This window comes from Mesorhizobium sp. WSM1343 (genome assembly GCF_055901535.1).
In genome coordinates this window covers 864,020-882,617 of record NZ_CM148370.1, presented here as the reverse complement: position 1 = coordinate 882,617, position 18,598 = coordinate 864,020, and the positions used below count along the sequence as shown (strand labels likewise).

The following is an 18,598-nucleotide window of genomic DNA, read 5'->3' as shown; positions in this document are numbered from 1 at the left end:
TAAGGACGAAGGCATGCGGGGGCTTGCAGGCAGTTTTATCGAGTCGCGGAGCGGCTCGTTCGCACCGATACTCATTCTTGCCATGATACCGTTGATCACCGCGATCGGCTTTTCCGTCGACTACACCTCCGCTGTCCAGACCAGGTCGACCGAGCAGGCGGCACTCGACGCCGCGATCCTGTCGATCACCACGATGGATACGGCCTCGACGAAGCCGCAGCGCCAGGTGATGCTCCAGGATACCTACAGAGAAAACGGCGGGCGGGGCGCAGCGACCCTGAACAGCTTCGACGTCAGCGCCAACGGCACCGCCACCGCGCAGGCCTCGGCAAGTTTCGCCATGCCGACCGTGTTCATGCAGATCGCCAGGATTCCTTCGGTGGCAGTCGGCGTTACGTCGGCGGTGAACAAGGCGCCGGCTTTGGTGGAGGCCACCTTCAAGGTCACCGGCGTGTCGGGCTACTGGAACAAGAAAATGACGCTCTACGGCACGATGTTCGGCGCCGCAGCGGGCAAGCCGCTGATGACGATCGACTATGCCTATGGCAAGACTGGCGATCCGAAAGGCTACGGCACCACGACCGTCAGCGTTCTCACCACCGATTCAGCCGGCAAGACGGTCACCACGGTGGCCCAGAAGCAGGTCTGCAAGCTCGTCGATTCCAGCACGCCCGCTGGCGCGGTGATCCTGACCGATGGGTTCCAGACGAAATATTACTGCGTCGATACGATGTATCCCGCCGATGGCGCCGGCGCGCAGATCAATGTCAGCCAGATGGCCGGCCTCTATCTGCAGATGGATGTGCCATCGGGCAACCCAAGCAAGCTCATGTCGAACGATCCGACCACGTCCAACAGGCTCTACAGCGGCCTCAAATCGGACCAGACGGGCGCTATCGACTACAACGAGATGGCGACCGGCCAGATCGTTGATATCTTCGGCCTCGTGCCTTGCGGCGCGACAGCCTACCAGGCCTGGGAAGACGGCGGCAACAAGGTCCCGGCGCCCGTCAGCAACGCCGACTTCTTCTACAACGTGACCGGCAAATGCGACTTCAACAAGCGGCCCAACAACACGCGGCTGACGCAGTAGATGCTGCTCCTCTTGCCTTCTCCCCTTGCGGGAGAAGGTGGATCGGCGCGTAGCGCCGAGACGGATGAGGGGTGCTGGACGGAGCGCAATAGCCGGCTAATCTAAGCCATGCCGCATCAACCTGTCCCGCCAGCCAAACGAAGCTTCGCCCGTTCGCTCCGGTGTGTAATGACGGAAGCGGAAGACCGGCTGTGGCATGAACTGCGCGACCGCAGGCTCGACCGGATAAAATTTCGGCGCCAGGTTCCCATTGGAAAGTACATTGCTGATTTCGTCTGCTTCGAAGCACGCTTGGTCGTCGAGATCGATGGCAGCCAGCATGCGGAGTTGGAGTCTGACAGCGTCCGCAAAACTCACCTGGAAGAGAAAGGCTTTCGCATTTTGCGCTTTTGGAACGATGACGTTCTGAAAGACATGAACGCCGTTTGCGATACCATCATCGCCTATGTACGGGATACCAGCCTACAGCCTTGGCGGTAGGGGCGCGTTCTTCCCTTCTCCCCCTGTGGGAGAAGGTGGATCGGCGCGTAGCGCCGAGACGGATGAGGGGTGTTCCAGCGGAGTGAGACGTTGGCTTTCCCTGGAACACCCCTCATCCGTCGCCTGCGGCGACACCTTCTCCCACAGGGGGAGAAGGGAAGAACGCCTGCGGCCCGATCACAAACCGGTGAGCGCTGTAACGAAGGCGCCGACAGCGGCGAAGTGGGGATATCTGCGGTGCTTCCAGGCGCCGCCGCCCACGGAGCAAGCCGATGTCAGGGTCCAAGTTCGTTACAGTCGCCAGCCTCTCGGCTATTGCGCTGGCAGCGTCGCTCGGTGCGGCCGCCGCCCAGCCGCTCAGCGTGGTCGAGCTGTTCACCAGCCAGGGCTGCTCGTCCTGCCCGCCGGCCAATGCCAATCTGATCAAGGTCAAGGACCAGCCCGGCGTGCTGGCGCTGTCGTTCAACGTCACCTACTGGGACTATCTCGGCTGGAAGGATATCTTCGGAAAACAGGAATTCACCCAGCGCCAGGTCAGCTACGAGCCGGCGCTCGGCCATGACGGGCCGTTCACGCCGCAAGTGGTGGTCAACGGCCATGCCGATGTCGTCGGTGCCGCACCCGGCGAAATCGAAAAGCTGATTGCGGCGAGCGGCCGGACAAGCGGCCCGGCATTGTCGCTCGATGGCGGCAAGATCAGCATCGGCGCCGGCGCCGCACCTGGCGGCCGCGCCGATGTCTGGCTGGTGCGCTATGCCAAGGGCGTGGTCGAGGTGCCGGTTTCGCGCGGCGAAAATACCGGCCGCACCTTGCCGCACGCCAATGTCGTGCATGCGCTCGAAAAACTCGGCAGCTGGACCGGCGCGGCCGCGACGTATCCGCTGCCCGCCGCATCCGGCGGCCTGAGCACCGCCGTGCTCGTGCAGTCGCCCGGTGGCGGACCGATCCTGGCCGCCGCGACCGACTAGATCGCGCTTCGACAAGAGATTGCGCAACGCCGCATGGAGCGGCGCCGCATAGCACGGCCGCCTAGAGGGCGCGCCTTCAACGCCAACCCCAAGGAGATCATCATGACCACTTCCCGCCTGACGCTGCCGGCGCTCGCTCTCGCTCTGTGCTCGACGGCGCTGTTTGCCGGCGGCATCGCCCGTGCCGACGACGCGACCAATGCGATGAAACCGGCTGCAAATGCCATGAAACCGGCCGCGGATGCGATGAAGCCGGCCGCAGACGCCATGAAACCTGCAACGGAGGCGATGAAGCCTGCCGACCCGATGGCCACCAATTCCATGAAGCCGGCCGCCGATGCGATGAAGCCGGCAACGGATGCGATGGCTCCGGCCAAGTAAAGGCGGTGCTGTTTCCGGCTTCGGTCCCGCGGGTCCGAAGCCGGATGCACGTGAAAGTGAGGCTTCGGCCGCAACTCGCCCGTCGCATGATCGTATCTTATCCAATAGACTCCACATGATGGACGTCACAGGAGCTCAAGCCATGACCGACATTCAAAAACCAGTCATCAGACAATCGTCGAACGTCTTCCGCAGCGCGCTCGCCGCTCTTGCGCTGGCCGCCGCGGGCGCCGCCTTCTGGCTGACGCCGGCGGTTTCGGCCGAGGACGCGGTGAAGATCCCGCCGCCGGCACTCGACGAGAAGGCGGCCACCGGCACTGAAAAGGCAGTCTTCGCCGGCGGTTGTTTCTGGGGCGTGCAGGGCGTGTTCCAGCACGTCAAGGGCGTCACCAGAGCCGTCTCCGGCTACACCGGCGGCGACAAGGACACCGCCGTCTACGAGACGGTCGGCTCAGGCCGTACCGGGCATGCCGAATCCGTCGAGATCACCTACGATCCGTCGAAGGTGACCTACGGCCAGCTGCTGCAGGTCTATTTCTCGGTCGCCCACAACCCGACCCAGCTGAATTTCCAGGGTCCGGACTCCGGCACGCAGTACCGCTCGACGATCTTCGCCGAAAACGATGCCCAAAAGAAGATCGCGCAAAGCTACATCGCCCAGCTCGACCAGGCCAAGGTGTTCCCGGAGCCGATCGTCACCACGCTGGAAACCGGCAAGACCTTCTATCCGGCCGAGAACTATCATCAGGATTTCCTGACGCTGAACCCGACCTATCCCTACATCGTCTACAACGACCTGCCCAAGGTGGCGAACCTGAAGGCCCTGTTCCCGGCGCTCTATAGCGAGAAGCCGGTGCTGGTGCTGGCGGCAAGCAACTGAGAACGCGCAATCTCCCCCTCGCGGGGGAGATTGCGCACTCAGCCGCCCCGCCTCTGCCGGCTACATGGCCTTCATCGCGTCACACGACACAGTCGGGTTCATGTCGGCGAAGGTGCCGGCCGGGTTCTTCTTCCAGGCCCAGACATGCAGTTCATAGAACGGGCCTAGACCGTAGCGGTTGGGCGCGCTGTCGAAATTGAACAGCTGCCCTTCCAGCGAAGCCGGACCTTTCGAGGTGATGTACTCGACGGCCACCAGCCTCAGCTTGCCGTTTGCCATCGGCTCGTACATCACCGCCTCGGGCTTGGCGAGTTCGACCGCATCGTCCTTCAGATAACCGGCATTGACATAGTGGATGCCCATGGCGCCGCCGGTGATGCCGCTGGCGCAAGGGATCGGCGCATAGCCCTCGGCCGTCGCCATCGCCACGTTCTCGAAGCGGCTGTTGGCTGCCCGCACCTTCTCGTCCAGCGCGCCAGCGTTGTGAGCATTGGCCGCCGTGGCCGCGATCGACAGAATCGACAGGTTGATGAGGTGTTTGGTCCACAGATGGATGTTCATGTTCTCTCCTCCTTGTTGATGGCGCGCGGGAGCAGCCGCTCCCGCTGCGACGTCGGATCTCGGCTGCACGCATCATTGGTACCGGGTGAAGTCCCAGTAGTGCGGCAGCCCCTCGAGCTCCGGCAGGCCGATGTCGCGTCTCAGATAATCGTCCTGCGGAGGCAATCGACGCCGACTCTTGCGCAATGGCGCGAACAGCAGCGAGGCCAGCCGCCAGAAAGCCCGGCCCGGTAACGGGTCTCGTCCGACGGATCTCGACGCCGCCGACGGCCCGCTGAACGATTCGTCAGGCACGCTGCCGTCGCCGCGAAGGGCAGTTTGATGCTCATCGATCGGGTCAACGGTAAAAGTAAGGGTCAAGAACCCGCACCTCCGTGATCTTGTCGACAGGCAGCGCGTTTTTCTGGGCCGTGCTGCGGATCGCTTCCGGCGAAGGCGCGTCATAGATGCAGAAGCTCTGCTTCTTGTCGGGCGAGACGAAGGACTGCACCCAAGTCACGCCTTTCTCCGCGTTGCGCATGATGACGCCGCCCAGCGCATCGGCGCCGGCATCGTTCACCGGCACGCTGAGGCCGTTGGGAAATGTACGTTCAACCACATAGCGAGGCATATCAGGTTCCTTTTTTACTGTTTCACGCCCGGTTTTGAGCGCGCGGAGGACATTGATCACGCTCGCCAGGGGCGCGCATCGGAACCTTTCCCTATGTTTCGTGGGACGATTCCCCATGTTAACGGCGTTCACTGCTGGAGCCACAAAGCCGATACCGGGCCGCGCTATCCTGCCTGACGAAAGCGGGGTGCGGCAGCGACCCGGATCACGAAAAGCGGACGATCATGCTTCTGGAACGGCAGACACAGCTGGAGCAGCTTGACGGACTTCTCGCCGAAGCCGCGCGTGGTCGCGGCAGCGTGGTGGCGTTGTCGGGCGAGGCCGGCGCCGGCAAGACCGCACTGGTCGAGGCCTTCGTCGCCGGCGCGGCCAAGGCTACGCGCATCTTGCGCAGCGCCTGCGAGGACCTGTCGATCCCCGATCCGCTCGGACCGCTCTATGACCTCGCCCGCGAGGCGCAATGGGCGATGCCGCAGGCGATCGACGCCAGGCAGGGTCAGCGGCTGCCACTGTTCTCCGGTGCCCTCGACGTGTTCGAGACAAGGACCCAGCCGACGCTTCTGGTAATCGAGGATCTGCATTGGGCGGACGACGCGACGCTCGATTTCGTCCGCTTTCTTGGCCGGCGCATCGCCAACACCCACATCCTGGTCCTGTTGACGGCGCGCACCGACCGCAGCGAAGGACAGGCGCGTGTGCGCCGGGCGCTGGGTGAAATTCCGTCGGGCAACGTTGCCCGTATCGACGTGCCGCTGTTGAGCGAGGCGGCCGTCCTGTCGCTCGCCAGCGCTGCCGGCCGCGATGGCGACGCCATCTACCGGGTCACCGCCGGCAATGCCTTCTTCGTCACCGAGCTCCTGTGCGCCGACAATGAGATGACGCCACCGGCCAGCGTGAGGGACGCCGTTGTGGCGCGGGCCGAACGGCTGTCCGCCGGTGCCCGCTCGATGCTCGACGCGGTGTCGGTGTTTCCCAGGCGGGCCGATGCTTGGGCTCTGCAGGGCCTGTGCGGCGTCGCCAGCGCCGGACAGCTGGCGGAATGTGTGTCGAATGGGCTGCTCGACGATCTGGGCGATGGCTATGCCTTCCGCCATGAAATCGCACGCCGCGCCATCGAGATGATGCTGACGACAAGTTACAGGAGACTGTTCAACCAGCGCGCGCTGTCGGCGCTGCTTGAAAACGGCGGCGTCGCCACCGCACGCCTGGTCCATCACGCCGTGGAAGCGCACAATTTCGAGGCGGTGCGCGAATTCGCGCCGATCGCCGCGCGCGAGGCTTCGCGTGTCGGCGCCCATCGCGACGCCGCCGGCTACTATGAGGTCGCCTTGCGGCAGGCCGACACCTTGCCCGTGGAAGAACGCGCCGGACTTTACGAGCAGTATGCCTTCGAGTGTCACTTGATCGCCCGCATTGACGAGGCCATCAAGGCGCAGGAACAAGCCCGCGCGTTGCAAAAGGCGCTTGGCAACACGCTGAAGGAAGGCGACAGCCTCAGGTGGCTATCGCGCTTCGCCTATCTGTTGGGCGACCGCCCGGCAGCCGACCTGTTCGGCGCCCAGGCGGTCGCGTTGCTGGAGGCAGTTCCCGCCAGTGCCGAACTTGCCATGGCCTATTCGAACCTTTCGCAGCTGGCGATGCTGGCCGAAAGGCTCGACGAGACCCTGTCGCTGGGCGGCAGGGCGATCGAGCTTGCCGAGCAGCTGGACCGGCAGGATGTCGTTTGTCACGCGCTCAACAATGTCGGCGCCGCCGAGCAGTGGCTGGATCTGGCCAGCAGCCGGCTGCATCTCGCCCGCAGCCTCGAAATCGCGCTGGAGCAGAATTTTCAGGAGCACGCCGCGCGTGCCTTCACCAATTGCGCCTGTGGCGAGATCAACCAATTGGGCTACAGCCAGGCTCAATCCTTCCTCGATCGCGGCATCGACTATTGCGTCGACAACGATCTGGCGACTTGGCGTGACTATATGCGTGGGGTTCGGGCACAGTTGTTGTTGCGTCAGGGATACTGGAACGAAGCTGCCGCCGAGGCTCTGGATGTCATAAGCAATGACCAGGCGACGGCGCTGGTCCGCTATCCCGCTTTGGTGGCCCTGGTGAAACTGCGTCTTCGGCGCGGAGATCCTTCGGCCGAGCCGCTGCTGGCGGAAATGAATCGGTTCCTGGAAAGGGGAGCCGAATTGCAGCGGCTGTTGCCGTACGCCGCCATCGTCGCCGAGCAGGCATGGCTCGGCGAGGCGGAAATCGCCGAGGCGCTGCGGCTGATCGACCTTGCCGAGACCCTGTCGCCGACGCGGGCCATGTTTGCCGAACTGGCCAGCTGGCGCCAGATCCTCTCCGCCGGTAGCGACGCGGGGGATACGGCCGGCATGGCCGCGCCGTACCGAATGCTCCTGGCTGGCGACTGGCAAGGGGCGGCCGCGGTCTGGGCGGATCTCAACGCACCTTATGAACGTGCGCTCGCGCTCGCCCAGGGCGATGAGCCGGCGCAGCGTGCGGCACTCGAGATATTCGAGACCCTTGGAGCCAAGCCGGTTGCGAGCCATGTGCGCGAAATCATGCGGCGCAACGGCGTCATTCGCATCGCCCGGGGGCCGCGCCAGACCACGCGCGCCAACAGCGCCGGCCTGACCCAACGCCAGATGGAAGTGCTGCAACTGATCGAGCGCGGCTTCTCCAACAAGCGGATCGCAGAGCATCTGACCATTTCACCAAAAACCGTCGATCACCATGTCTCCGCGGTTCTGGGTAAGCTGGATGCCATCTCGCGTGGCGAGGCCACAGCTGCCGCGCGCGATTCCGGGCTGATCTGAAAGCAGCCCTTCCTGAGAAAGCCCATGGCGCTTTGCGTCAAAGAGATGGAGCGGATCAATCGTAGGTCAGGTCGGTCGCCTTGCCGCCGAACACCCGGTAGGCATAGAAGGAATAGAAGATGATGATCGGCAGCACCACCACGGTGCCGGCCAGGATGATGGCCAGGCTTTCCGGTGCCGAGGCTGCCTGCCAGATGGTCAGGCGATCCGGCACCACGAACGGGTAGAACGACCAGGCGAGGCCGGCAAAGCCAAGCGCGAAGATGGCCGCCAGCGTCAGGAACGGCGTCAGTGAATGGCGGTCGTCGGGCTTCGGCAGATGGAAGGTCTGCCGCCACAGCCACAGAAACAGCAGCGCCGACAGGATCGGCAGCGGCGACAGATAGAGCAACTCCGGCCAGACGAACCATTTGTCGAAGATGCGCGGGCTGGCGAAGGGCGTCGCCAGCGACACTGCCGCCATGCCGAGCGCGGTCAGCACCAGCGTCGTGCGCAGCCAGCGCACCGCCTTCTTCTGCAATTCGCCTTCAGTCTTGTAGATCACCCAGGCGGCGCCCATCGCCGCGTAGGCGGCGGCAAGGCAGAACGCCACCAGCACGCCGAACGCCATGCCGCCGAGGCCGACATCGAGGCCGAGCACATAGACACCCAGCATGTAGCCCTGCGCCAGCGAGGCGATGAGCGAACCCAGGAAGAAAATACGGTTCCAGCGATGCTTCCGGCCAGCTGGCACCTTGGCGCGGAAATCGAAGGCAACGCCGCGCAGGATCAGCCCGAGCAAAAGCACGAAGACCGGAATGTAGAGCGCCGTCAGGATGACGCCATGCGCCAGCGGGAAGGCGACCAGCAGCAGGCCGACGGCCAGCACGAGCCAGGTTTCGTTGGCGTCCCAGAACGGGCCGATCGCGGCGATCATCGTATCCTGTTCGGCGTCTTCGGCGGCGGCGAACAGGATGCCGATGCCGAGATCGAAACCGTCGAGAATGACGTAGATCAGGATGGCGAGGCCCATCAGGCCGGCGAAGATGAGGGGAAGCGCGGTTGGCCAGTCGAAGCTCATCTTCTTCTCCTACTCGCCAGCCGCCGGCTGTGACATGGCGGCGTTCATGACGCCCGGCAGCGGCGATGAATCGCCGTCCTTCGCCGCCTTCAGCGCCAGGTGCACCAGCACGCCGAGATAGGCGATCAGCAAAAGCACATAGAGAACGAGGTAGATCGCCAGCGTCAGCGCGACATGGCTGCCCGCCACCGGGCCGACCGCGTCTGCCGTTTTCAGCACGCCCGTCACCAGCCAGGGCTGGCGGCCGATTTCGGTGGTGTACCAGCCGGCCAGCGTTGCCAGCCAGCCCGACAGCGCCATCGGTACCATCAGCATGGCGAGCGGCTTCGGCAGGCTGTGCCGGCGCTTGAGGAAGAAGGCGGCCGACCACGAGACGAGCAGCATCAATATGCCTGTGCCGACCATCACGCGGAAACCCCAGAACACCGGAAAGACCGGCGGATGGTTGCCGGGATAATCGTTCAGTCCCGGCACGACACCGCTGGTCGAGTGCCGCAGCACCAGGCTGGCGCCGTCGGGAATGGCGATCTCGAATTTGTTTTCCTTCGCGGCCTCGTCGGGAAGCGCAAAAAGCACCAGCGGCACGTTGGGGCCGGTGTTCCAGTTGGCTTCCATGGCGGCGATCTTCTGCGGCTGGTGCTCCAGCGTGTTCAGCCCATGCTGGTCGCCGGCGAAGATCTGGATCGGGATCAGGATCGCGGCCGTGAAGACGCCGGTGCGCAGCGCCTTCCACATCGATTCCGAACGGTCGCCGGTGAGATAGCGCAGCGCCGACAGGCCAGCGATCAGGAACGACACCGTCAGCCCGGACGCCAGCAGCATGTGGGTCAGCCTGTAGGGCATCGACGGGTTGAAGATGATTGCCCACCAGTCGACCGCGTGCGCCACGCCGTCGCGCATCTCGAAGCCGGCCGGCGTCTGCATCCAGGAATTGAGCGCGATGATCCAGAACGCCGAGACGGTGGTGCCGCCGGCGACAAGCACCGTCGCCAGCGTGTGGATGCGGTTGGAAACGCGGCGGAAGCCGAACAGCATGATGCCGAGGAAGGCCGCTTCGAGGAAGAAGGCGGTGAGGATCTCGTAGGCCAGCAGCGGCCCGGCGATGTTGCCGACCTTTTCCATGTAGCCCGGCCAGTTGGTGCCGAACTGGAAGCTCATGGTGACGCCCGAAACCACGCCCATGGCAAAGGACAGCGCGAACACCTTCACCCAGGTGAAATAGGCGCGCATCCAGGCGGAATCGTTGGTCGCGTTGTAGCGCAGCTTGAAGAACAGCAGCACCCAACCCAGCGCAATGGTGATCGTCGGAAATAGAATGTGGAATGAAATATTCGCGCCGAACTGGATACGCGAAAGTATGAGCGGGTCCATGATGGGCTCCGGCTGCTGCAAATACTCGCGAAGAATAGGCCCGAAGCGAGTTCAGGTCAAAGCGGCGTCCTGCCGCGAGGCTGAACGCCACAGGACAATTTTCCCGGTTGCATGCCGCGCAACTCCGGGCCTGTGCGCCGCACCTGCAATGGCCGGCCGGCAACGATTGTCGAGAACTGTCAGCAGGGCATTGACTTGCGGTTGCAAGCACCGACATTCGGCCTATATCAGGGGACCTCTTTCAAGCAGCCGTTTTCATCCATGCCTTCCATCCTGTCCATTTCCGGGGTCTCCAAGACCTACGCCACCGGTTTTACCGCGCTCAAGGAAGTCAATCTCGACATTCAGCGCGGCGAAATCTTCGCGCTGCTTGGGCCCAATGGCGCCGGCAAGACGACGCTGATCTCGATCGTCTGCGGCATCGTCAACCGCTCGTCGGGCACCGTCACCGTCGACGGCCACGACATCAACAAGGATTATCGCGCCGCGCGCGGTCTGATCGGGCTTGTGCCGCAGGAACTGACCATCGATGCCTTCGAGAGCGTCTGGGCGACGGTCAATTACAGCCGTGGCCTGTTCGGCAAGCCGGCCAACCACGGCTTTGTCGAGAAGGTGCTGCGCGATCTCTCACTGTGGGAAAAGAAGGACGCCAAGGCGATCACCCTGTCGGGCGGCATGAAGCGCCGGCTGATGATCGCCAAGGCGCTGTCGCATGAGCCGCGCATCCTGTTCCTCGACGAGCCGACCGCCGGCGTCGATGTCGAGCTGCGCCAGGACATGTGGGCGATGGTGCGCCGGCTGCGCGAGGACGGCGTCACCATCATCCTCACCACGCACTATATCGAGGAAGCCGAAGCGATGGCCGACCGCGTCGGCGTCATCAACCGCGGCGAGATCATCCTGGTCGAGAACAAGGCCGAACTGATGCGCAAGCTCGGCCGCAAGCGGCTGGTACTGGAACTGCGCAATCCGCTGACGGCCATTCCCGAGGCGCTCTCGCGCTATGCGCTGGAATTGTCGCCCGATGGCGGGCAGCTGACCTACACCTATGACAACCAGGCCGAGCGGCCCGGCGTCGCCTCGTTGATGCGCGATCTCGAGGCCGGCGGCATCCAGTTCCGCGATATCGACACGCAAAACTCTTCGCTCGAGGAGATCTTCGTCAATCTGGTGAGGAGGGAGCCATGAACCTTCGCGCAGTATGGGCGATCTACCGGATGGAAATGGCACGTGCTTTCCGCACCGTGCTGCAGAGCATCGTCTCGCCGGTCATCTCGACGTCGCTGTATTTCGTCGTCTTCGGCTCGGCCATCGGCTCGCGCATCACCGAGATCGACGGCATCAGCTATGGCGCCTTCATCGTGCCGGGTCTGATCATGCTGTCGCTGTTGACGCAGTCGATCTCCAACGCCTCCTTTGCCATCTATTTCCCGAAATTCGTCGGCTCGATCTACGAGCTTCTGTCGGCGCCGGTCTCCTATCTGGAGATCGTCATCGCCTATGTCGGCGGTGCCGCGACCAAGTCGATCATCCTCGGCCTGATCATCCTGGCCACCGCCTCGCTGTTCGTGCCGCTCACCATCCTGCATCCGTTCTGGATGCTCGCCTTCCTGGTGCTGACGGCGGTGACCTTCAGCCTGTTCGGCTTCATCATCGGCATCTGGGCGAAGAGTTTCGAGCAGCTGCAACTGGTTCCGCTGCTGATCATCACGCCGCTGACCTTCCTCGGTGGCAGCTTCTATTCGATCAACATGCTGCCCGAGGTCTGGCGCACGATCACGCTGTTCAACCCGGTCGTCTATCTGATCAGCGGTTTCCGCTGGAGCTTCTACGGCAAGTCCGACGTCTCGGTCGGCGTCAGCCTCGGCATGACGGTCGTCTTCCTGCTGATCTGTATAACGATCGTCGCCTGGATCTTCAGGACAGGGTATCGGTTGAGGAATTGACGGCAGAACGCCGCCAGGTCTGTTGAGATTCAGGTCAGGCCGAGTCGAAAATGGCGGATTCCGAGAACCGGAGCGGAGCGTACTTTTCGTACGTGAGCACCGGAAGCGCAGGAAGCCGCCATTTGCAGGCCGGCCTCACCTGAATATCGATAGATCTAGATCGCCTTGACCAGCCGCAGCAACCCCAGCATCTCGACATACGTCCCCTTGCGGAAGGCGATGTAGACCGGCTCCTCGACACCGTGGAAGCGGCGCTTGAAGGCCGCCTGGCCCTGCAGGTTGAACCTGCGGCGATTGACCCAGGGCGAATCGTAGGCGCGCTGGAAGGCATTGCGCCAGAAATCGCTTTCGGCAAAGCCGCTTGGCCCGATATCGAGCATCGGCGACAGGCCGAGCGTGACCACCGAGATGCCCTCTTCGCGAAAACGATCGACGGCGAATTTGGTCAGGCCGACCTCGGCATGCGGCGAAGCGTCGATATGCTTGCGCTTGAAGGCCGTCGTGTAGCCGATGACCTTTCCGTTGCGGCACAGCGGGTCGAAGTCGAGCAGAGCGACCAGTCCGCCGTCGGGACCGTGCAGGACGAAACGGCGCATGTCGGTGCCGAGATGGTCGGCAAAGTTGCGGTTGAGAAAGCCCATCTCCCAGCGCTTGACGATGCGGTCGCCGCGCCAGTTTTCCGAAAGCCGGGCAATTTCATCCAGAAAAATCGTGCGCTTGTCCTCGTCGAACGAAAAGCCTTTCTTCAGCAGCCAGCGCTCGGAGTAGCGCACGGTCTCGTTGCGCTTCCCGGAAAAATCATGCTCGGGCAGGGTGAGGCGGGTGTCGACGCCGAGGCGATTGACCTTGTAGCCAAGGCCGGCCAGCACGCGTGCGGTTTCCTCGCCGACCTGCACGAACCACGGGCTGCCGGCGGTCTCGACGAAGCGCTTGATGTAATCGGCCCGACGCGCCGGAGCCGCCACCGGGTCGCCGAGCGCGAAATGGTGCTTCATCTTGGTACCGAAGGCGATGTAGCCGTCGGCGTCGCCGAAATAGGAGAGCTTGCCTTGCACGGCGGTGGAATAGGCGAGCGAGAAGTCGCCATAGCGGCGCACCAGTGCCAGGCGTTCGACATGGGTCAGCGCCTGCCGCTCGACCTCGGGCGCGGCGGCCTCAAGGATCTTGTCGAAATAGAACCGCAAGGAGGGCATGGTCGAGATTCCGCGTGCCGCCTACAGCGCCGGCCGTCCAGGACGCGCCAAGGTGCTGTAACACTTTGATTCTGCGCATGACTCGAAAATCGGAGTCGATTTCGGGCATGCGCGTGGGGATAACCGAGACCCGCCAGCCACCCCGAGCCTCGAATCAATCACATTGCCGCGACCTGATTACCGTTGATATCGCGCATATGCCATATAGAGCGCAACCGCGGCCCGGCGTACGGAGCTAATTCGCATCGCTCGAAATTTCGGCCGCGGTTTGCTGCAGGGATCCTGCGCGGGATCAAACGGTTACAGCGTCCTGCCAGCCTAGCGTCGAACGGGATTCGAGTGAATGACTGATACGACAATCACATCGGTTGTGGATCTGCCGGCCAAGGTCGAGCCGGCAATCGTCGTCGGCGCCGGTGCTGCCGGGCTGGCCGTCGCGCACGCCTTGATGAACGCCGGCGTGCCGACGGCGATCCTGGAAAAGGAAAGCCGGTTGGCTGAGCCATGGCACCGGCGGCACAAGCAATTGCATCTCAACACCCACCGCGATCTTTCTTCGCTGCCTGGTCTCCCCTATCCCCCCGGCACCCCCGCCTTTCCGCACCGGACGGTCGTCATCCGCCACATGAATGATTTCAGGGAGGAAAACCGGCTGCCGGTGCAGTTTGGCGTCGCTGTCGAAGAGATTGCCTTCAAGGGCGATCACTGGGCGGTACGGACCAGCGCTGGCCTGCGGCTGGCCCGCAATGTCGTCGTCGCCACCGGCCGCGATAGGCAGCCGTTCATTCCCGAATGGAAAGGCATGAAGGATTTCGTCGGGCGCATCATCCATTCGGCGGATTTCGGTGACGCACAGGCCTATGCGGGCCAGAAAGTGCTGGTCGTCGGCGCTGGCAATTCGGGTTTCGATGCGCTCAATCATCTGGCCGGCATAGACACGGCCGCCATCTGGCTGTCGGCCCGCAGCGGTCCCGCCCTGCTGCCCAAGCGCATCGGCAAGATCGCCGTGCACCGGCTTTCGCCGTTCATGGCTCGCTTGCCGTTGCGGGTCGCCGACGCGGTGATGTCGGCGACGCAGCGCCTGGCTTTCGGCGACCTGACCAAATTCGGCCTGCCGCCCGCGCCTGCGGGCGGCGCCAGCCGCCTGACCTCGGATTACACCGCGATCGCCGCCGACGACGGCGCCGTCAGCGCCATAAAGGCCGGCAAGATCACCGTCGTACCCGGCATAAGGGAATTCACCCGTGACGGCGTGATCCTGGCCGATGGCAGCCTGATCTATCCTGACATCGTCATTGCCGCGACAGGCTACCGCACCGGGCTGGAGCCGATGGTCGGCAAGCTCGGCGTGCTCGACGCCAAGGGCGTTCCGCTCTTCAACGGCGGGCAAGCCGATCCGAAATTGCCCGGTCTGTGGTTCACCGGCATGCGGCCGAGCATTCGCGGCTGCTTCGCCAATGCCGGTATCCTGGCCAAGGCGATCGCCAAACGGATTGCAGGGTCGGCCTCGCACCAACCCGGCGCATCACGCTGATTTGGGTTCCAGCCGCCGGAAACCGACGGCCTCCATCAGCATGTCCTCTTCCACCATGCCGGCATTGTGCAGGGCGAGCAGGTTAAGCGCGATTTCCCGCGCGTCGGCGGAATCGGGATGTGCCTCGCGCCGCCGGCAGGCCTCGTCGAACACGCGCTGCAGCTTGGCGATATCGGCTGGCTTGAGCAAGCCACGGTCATAGACGGACTTCGACATGGCGATCTCCTGATAAAGACCTAGGGCGCCATGTTTAAATTACCAATCTTTCCCGAGGCTTGACCGACTTCACCCCATGCCGCGACTTCAAAGGGCGGCAGCGGTGCAATCTGCTCCGCTGCTGCGCCCCATGCTGGAGGGCGATCAGACCGCGATCTTGCCGCCGCCCTGTCTGGTGATGGCGACCACCGACGGCCGCACCGGCATGTCGGGCTTGAAGTCGGGCCAGCGCGTCGACAGATCCTCATAGTAGGACGGGCGGCCGAACGCTTCCCAGTCCTCGCCGCCATCGCCCGGATGCTGGACGGCGACGAAGGCGGTCTGGTCGTCGGGCGCAAACAGCGGACCGCACATTTCGGCGCCGATCGGCACGCGGAAGAACAGTTTCGAGGTTGCCCGCGCCGCCCCCTCCGTGTCCACCGCCCACAGACCATCCGTGCGGCCGGTGGCTTTCGGGCCCTGGCCGTCGGTCGCGACCCAGAGACGCCCGGCCGAATCGACCGCGCAATTGTCGGGCATGCCGAACCAGCCATTGGCCGTCGTTGCCGTCGAGAAGGTGGCGCCGACATCGGCAACCGCCGGATCACCGCATTTCAGCAGCACTTCCCACTTGCCCTTGGCGGCGGTGAAATCACCGCCGTCCTCGGCGATCTCGATGATGTGGCCGAAGGCGTTTTCGGCGCGCGGGTTGGCGGCGTCTACCTGGTCGGCCTTGCGCTTCGAATTGTTGGTCAGCATGACATAGACCTTGCCATTGACGGCATTGGGCTGGATGTCTTCGGGGCGGTCCATCTTGGTGGCACCGAGCAGGTCGGCGGCGCGGCGCGTCTCGATCAGCACGTCGGCCTGGCCAGTGAAACCGTTTTCAGCCGTCAGCGGTCCCTGGCCGAAGACGATCGGCAGCCATTCGACCGTGCCATCTTCGGCGAACCTGGCGACATGCAGCGTGCCATCATCGAGCAGGTCCTTGTTGGCGGCATGATCGTTCGGATCGAACGCGGCCTTGGTCACGAACTTGTAGACATAGTCGAAGCGCTCGTCGTCACCGAGATAGAAGACGACGCGGCCGTCCCTGGCGACAATCGATTCGGCGCCCTCATGCTTGAAGCGGCCCATGGCGGTGCGCTTCCTCGGCGTCGAGGTCGGGTCGTTGACATCGACCTCGACGATCCAGCCGAAGCGGTTGGCCTCATTGGGCTCCTTGGCGAGGTCGAAACGCTCGTAATGCGCCGCCCATTCATAGGCGCCTTCGGGAATGCCGAGACGCTTGTAGTTCGCGGCTTCCTTGTGGCCTTCCGGCAACTCGCCGGAGAAATAGCCATGGATGTTCTCCTCGGCCATCACATAGGTGCCCCAGGGCGTGACGCCGCCGGCGCAATTGTTGAACGTGCCGAACACCTTGGTGCCGGACGAATCGGCATTGGTCTTGACGCGGTCATGGCCGGCAACCGGACCGGACAGCGCCATTTCGGTGTTGGAGGTGATGCGGCGATTGAGCTTGCCGTCGCGCACCACCTGCCATTTGCCTGATGTCTTGCGGATCTCGACGATGGTGCCGCCGTGAGCTGCCATCTCGACATCGACCTGCTCCTTCGAGAGGGGTGCGACTTCGGCCGACTTCTTGCCGTCCTTCTGGACGATCTTCACGATGCCCGGGAACATCAGATGCGGATTGGTGTATTCGTGGTTGACCACCAGCAGGCCATGTTCGGCCGAGCCGTCGATGGGGATGTAGCCGACATAATCGTTGTTGTAGCCGAACTGTTTCGCCTGGGCCTCGGCCGACTGTTTCGTCGGGTCGAAGTCGGGCGAATCGGCAAACAGCGGATCGCCCCAGCGCAGCAGTACATCGGCATCGTAACCCGGCGCGACGTGGTGCTTGTCGTCGATGCCGGCCTCGAGTTCGTCGAACGTGAAGGCCGAGCCTTCAGCGGCCCGGGCCTCGTCGGCGCTGATCAGCGCCAGCGGGCTGACGGTGGCGGCGATGGCCGAGACAGCCAGCGAACCCTTGAGGAAGCCGCGGCGCGAGAACCGCGCGGCGATGATCTCGCCCATGGTGCGGTTGTCGGAAGCGTTGATGGCCGGGCCGTCGTTTTCCTCGAGCAGGCTGGTGCGGAATCGGGTGTCGGGGGAGCGAAGGTCAGTCATGGCTTGCCTCTGGCTGTTGGATTGGCTGGAGCGTGGGTACCTGTTTGACCCCCTTATAATCGCCGGATCACATTTTCGTGACATCGGGAGACCTTTCAGACGCGACAAGCATTGCGCGCAGCGCTGGCTAAGCATTCCCGCAGACCGTGAACTGCTCCAGAATCGCCGGTTCGAGATGAAAGGAGACCTTAGGCGGCATCTTGGCCGCGCATCCCGCGACGGCGGACGACATCAGTCGTTTGCAAAAAACAGATCAACGGGCAACTGCACCCTCGACAAGTCACCTCCGCCGCCCCCGGCGGAGGTGACTTGATGTTCGGCGTCTGCCGTCGTCAGGCATCGGGAAAGCCAGTCTCCCGTTTAGCGATGGCGGTCACGGCGCCGTTCATGCGAAGCTAATGTAGCATATACTTGGGACTTTAGTCCAACCTTGCGCTTGCAATGGTCCTGGTTGACAACCGCAACGGTCGGAGGTCGCTTCCGGGCGCCGCGTCTTTCGGCAATGTTGGTTGCACTGCAACGTTGGGGTGGGGCGCGCCGGGCTCAGTCGTCGGAGATCAGAATGCACAGATCGGTCACGACCCGTTGTTGCCGGCTGGCGCTCAAATCGGCAGCGGCGCTGGTGTTGACGATTGCGCCCTATCAAATTGTCCTGGACGGCTCCGTTTCCGGCATCCACACCGCCAGCGCATACGCCGGCAAGGGTGGCGGCGGCAACGGTGGCGGTGGGGGCGGAGGCAACAGTGGGGGCGGCAACGGCGGCAATTCCGGCGGAAGCAATAGCGGGAACAGCGGCAACGGCAATGGGAATAACGGCAACAGCGGCAACAGTGGCAACAACGGCAAATCAGGATCCAGTCAGGGTAAGAGCGGGAGCCATGTCAATGCAAAGACCGGTGACAAGGTCGACGTGACCGGCAACAAGATCACAGTCAGGCATCCCGACGGCATAACGGAAAAGCTCGAGAACGGTCGTTTCAGCATGAAAGACGCTCTCGGTCGCACGATCATCGACCGCCAGGCCACGCCGGCCGATGCCAATCGTCTCAAGGCTTTGTGAAGCTGGCCAACAGGCAACGGTCAGCTTTGCACGTCACCTCCGCCGCCCCCCGGCGGAGGTGACCTCGTTTCCGGCCGGCGTCGTCCCGGTTTTCGGCACCGCAATGGCTGCGGTCCCGAGGCGCGACGCGCTTTTGCGCAATCCGGGACCGGAAACCGCTGCGCATTTCTTCGGACCTGCCCAGAGCAATTCTAGAAAAAGTGTGAAGCGGTTTTCCCGTAGCGCTTTTCCCTTGGGAATTGCGTCACAGAGTTAGAGCAGCTCGCCGTTTCCGTGAAACGGTG

At 63.4% G+C, this 18,598-nt stretch carries 18 protein-coding genes; 10 read left to right on the top strand and 8 right to left on the bottom strand.

All coding sequences use genetic code 11. The features are described from left to right. Positions 1-13: 13 nt before the first annotated feature. The 5 genes from AC0NIL_RS04220 to msrA all read left to right on the top strand — a co-directional run bounded on the left by AC0NIL_RS04220 (position 14) and on the right by msrA (position 3,802). Entirely contained in the window at positions 14-1,093 is a 1,080-nt protein-coding gene (locus AC0NIL_RS04220; protein WP_473543854.1) for a TadE/TadG family type IV pilus assembly protein, read from the top strand. 108 nt (positions 1,094-1,201) lie between these two features. Then, positions 1,202-1,573 (top strand): endonuclease domain-containing protein, encoded by a 372-nt coding sequence (locus AC0NIL_RS04215; RefSeq protein ID WP_063173440.1) that lies wholly within the window; start codon positions 1,202-1,204, stop codon positions 1,571-1,573. Positions 1,574-1,845: 272 nt separating this feature from the next. Then, positions 1,846-2,541 carry a DUF1223 domain-containing protein gene (locus AC0NIL_RS04210; RefSeq protein ID WP_275953364.1) on the top strand — a complete coding sequence of 232 codons (696 nt, stop codon included), beginning with the start codon at positions 1,846-1,848 and terminating at the stop codon, positions 2,539-2,541. A gap of 102 nt (positions 2,542-2,643) precedes the next feature. Further along, entirely contained in the window at positions 2,644-2,922 is a 279-nt protein-coding gene (locus AC0NIL_RS04205) for a hypothetical protein (RefSeq protein ID WP_063173834.1), read from the top strand. A 142-nt stretch (positions 2,923-3,064) separates the two neighbouring features. Continuing rightward, positions 3,065-3,802, top strand: coding sequence for a peptide-methionine (S)-S-oxide reductase MsrA (gene msrA / locus AC0NIL_RS04200; protein WP_013528688.1), 738 nt, complete (start codon positions 3,065-3,067; stop codon positions 3,800-3,802). A gap of 60 nt (positions 3,803-3,862) precedes the next feature. Here msrA and AC0NIL_RS04195 read toward each other — a convergent pair whose 3' ends face one another. The 3 genes from AC0NIL_RS04195 to AC0NIL_RS04185 form a co-directional block, all read right to left on the bottom strand. Next, positions 3,863-4,363 carry a hypothetical protein gene (locus AC0NIL_RS04195; protein WP_063173443.1) on the bottom strand — a complete coding sequence of 167 codons (501 nt, stop codon included), beginning with the start codon at positions 4,361-4,363 and terminating at the stop codon, positions 3,863-3,865. Between the two features lie 72 nt (positions 4,364-4,435). After that, positions 4,436-4,723, bottom strand: a complete 288-nt coding sequence (locus AC0NIL_RS04190) for a hypothetical protein (protein WP_127366181.1) — start codon at positions 4,721-4,723, stop codon at positions 4,436-4,438. Then, a complete protein-coding gene (locus AC0NIL_RS04185; protein ID WP_245459140.1) occupies positions 4,701-5,033 on the bottom strand; it encodes a DUF4242 domain-containing protein in 333 nt (110 codons plus the stop codon). Before AC0NIL_RS04185 ends, AC0NIL_RS04190 begins: the two co-directional genes overlap by 23 nt. A gap of 164 nt (positions 5,034-5,197) precedes the next feature. Here AC0NIL_RS04185 and AC0NIL_RS04180 point away from each other — a divergent pair, with 164 nt between their 5' ends. Then, positions 5,198-7,786 carry a helix-turn-helix transcriptional regulator gene (locus AC0NIL_RS04180; protein ID WP_473572846.1) on the top strand — a complete coding sequence of 863 codons (2,589 nt, stop codon included), beginning with the start codon at positions 5,198-5,200 and terminating at the stop codon, positions 7,784-7,786. Positions 7,787-7,841: 55 nt separating this feature from the next. Here AC0NIL_RS04180 and AC0NIL_RS04175 read toward each other — a convergent pair whose 3' ends face one another. Further along, positions 7,842-8,846, bottom strand: a complete 1,005-nt coding sequence (locus AC0NIL_RS04175) for a cytochrome d ubiquinol oxidase subunit II (protein ID WP_473572845.1) — start codon at positions 8,844-8,846, stop codon at positions 7,842-7,844. Positions 8,847-8,855: 9 nt separating this feature from the next. Continuing rightward, positions 8,856-10,217: a cytochrome ubiquinol oxidase subunit I gene (locus AC0NIL_RS04170; protein ID WP_275953362.1), complete on the bottom strand. Its 1,362-nt coding sequence runs from the start codon at positions 10,215-10,217 to the stop codon at positions 8,856-8,858. A gap of 261 nt (positions 10,218-10,478) precedes the next feature. Here AC0NIL_RS04170 and AC0NIL_RS04165 point away from each other — a divergent pair, with 261 nt between their 5' ends. After that, positions 10,479-11,405, top strand: a complete 927-nt coding sequence (locus AC0NIL_RS04165; protein ID WP_063173835.1) for an ABC transporter ATP-binding protein — start codon at positions 10,479-10,481, stop codon at positions 11,403-11,405. Beyond that, positions 11,402-12,163: an ABC transporter permease gene (locus AC0NIL_RS04160; protein WP_013528680.1), complete on the top strand. Its 762-nt coding sequence runs from the start codon at positions 11,402-11,404 to the stop codon at positions 12,161-12,163. Before AC0NIL_RS04165 ends, AC0NIL_RS04160 begins: the two co-directional genes overlap by 4 nt. A 155-nt stretch (positions 12,164-12,318) precedes the next feature. Here the strand turns inward: AC0NIL_RS04160 and AC0NIL_RS04155 are convergent, their stop codons facing one another. Continuing rightward, complete coding sequence (locus AC0NIL_RS04155) at positions 12,319-13,356, bottom strand: phosphatidylglycerol lysyltransferase domain-containing protein (RefSeq protein WP_275953361.1); 1,038 nt, start codon at positions 13,354-13,356, stop codon at positions 12,319-12,321. A 343-nt stretch (positions 13,357-13,699) separates the two neighbouring features. Here AC0NIL_RS04155 and AC0NIL_RS04150 point away from each other — a divergent pair, with 343 nt between their 5' ends. Beyond that, positions 13,700-14,890, top strand: a complete 1,191-nt coding sequence (locus AC0NIL_RS04150; RefSeq protein ID WP_473572844.1) for a flavin-containing monooxygenase — start codon at positions 13,700-13,702, stop codon at positions 14,888-14,890. Here AC0NIL_RS04150 and AC0NIL_RS04145 read toward each other — a convergent pair. Then, positions 14,882-15,106 (bottom strand): hypothetical protein, encoded by a 225-nt coding sequence (locus tag AC0NIL_RS04145; RefSeq protein WP_013528677.1) that lies wholly within the window; start codon positions 15,104-15,106, stop codon positions 14,882-14,884. The two genes, AC0NIL_RS04150 and AC0NIL_RS04145, sit on opposite strands and share 9 nt — an antisense overlap. A 144-nt stretch (positions 15,107-15,250) precedes the next feature. Continuing rightward, positions 15,251-17,254, bottom strand: a complete 2,004-nt coding sequence (locus AC0NIL_RS04140) for a PhoX family protein (RefSeq protein ID WP_473572843.1) — start codon at positions 17,252-17,254, stop codon at positions 15,251-15,253. A 562-nt stretch (positions 17,255-17,816) separates the two neighbouring features. Here AC0NIL_RS04140 and AC0NIL_RS04135 point away from each other — a divergent pair. Further along, positions 17,817-18,314, top strand: coding sequence for a hypothetical protein (locus AC0NIL_RS04135; RefSeq protein ID WP_064992700.1), 498 nt, complete (start codon positions 17,817-17,819; stop codon positions 18,312-18,314). Positions 18,315-18,598: the final 284 nt, after the last annotated feature.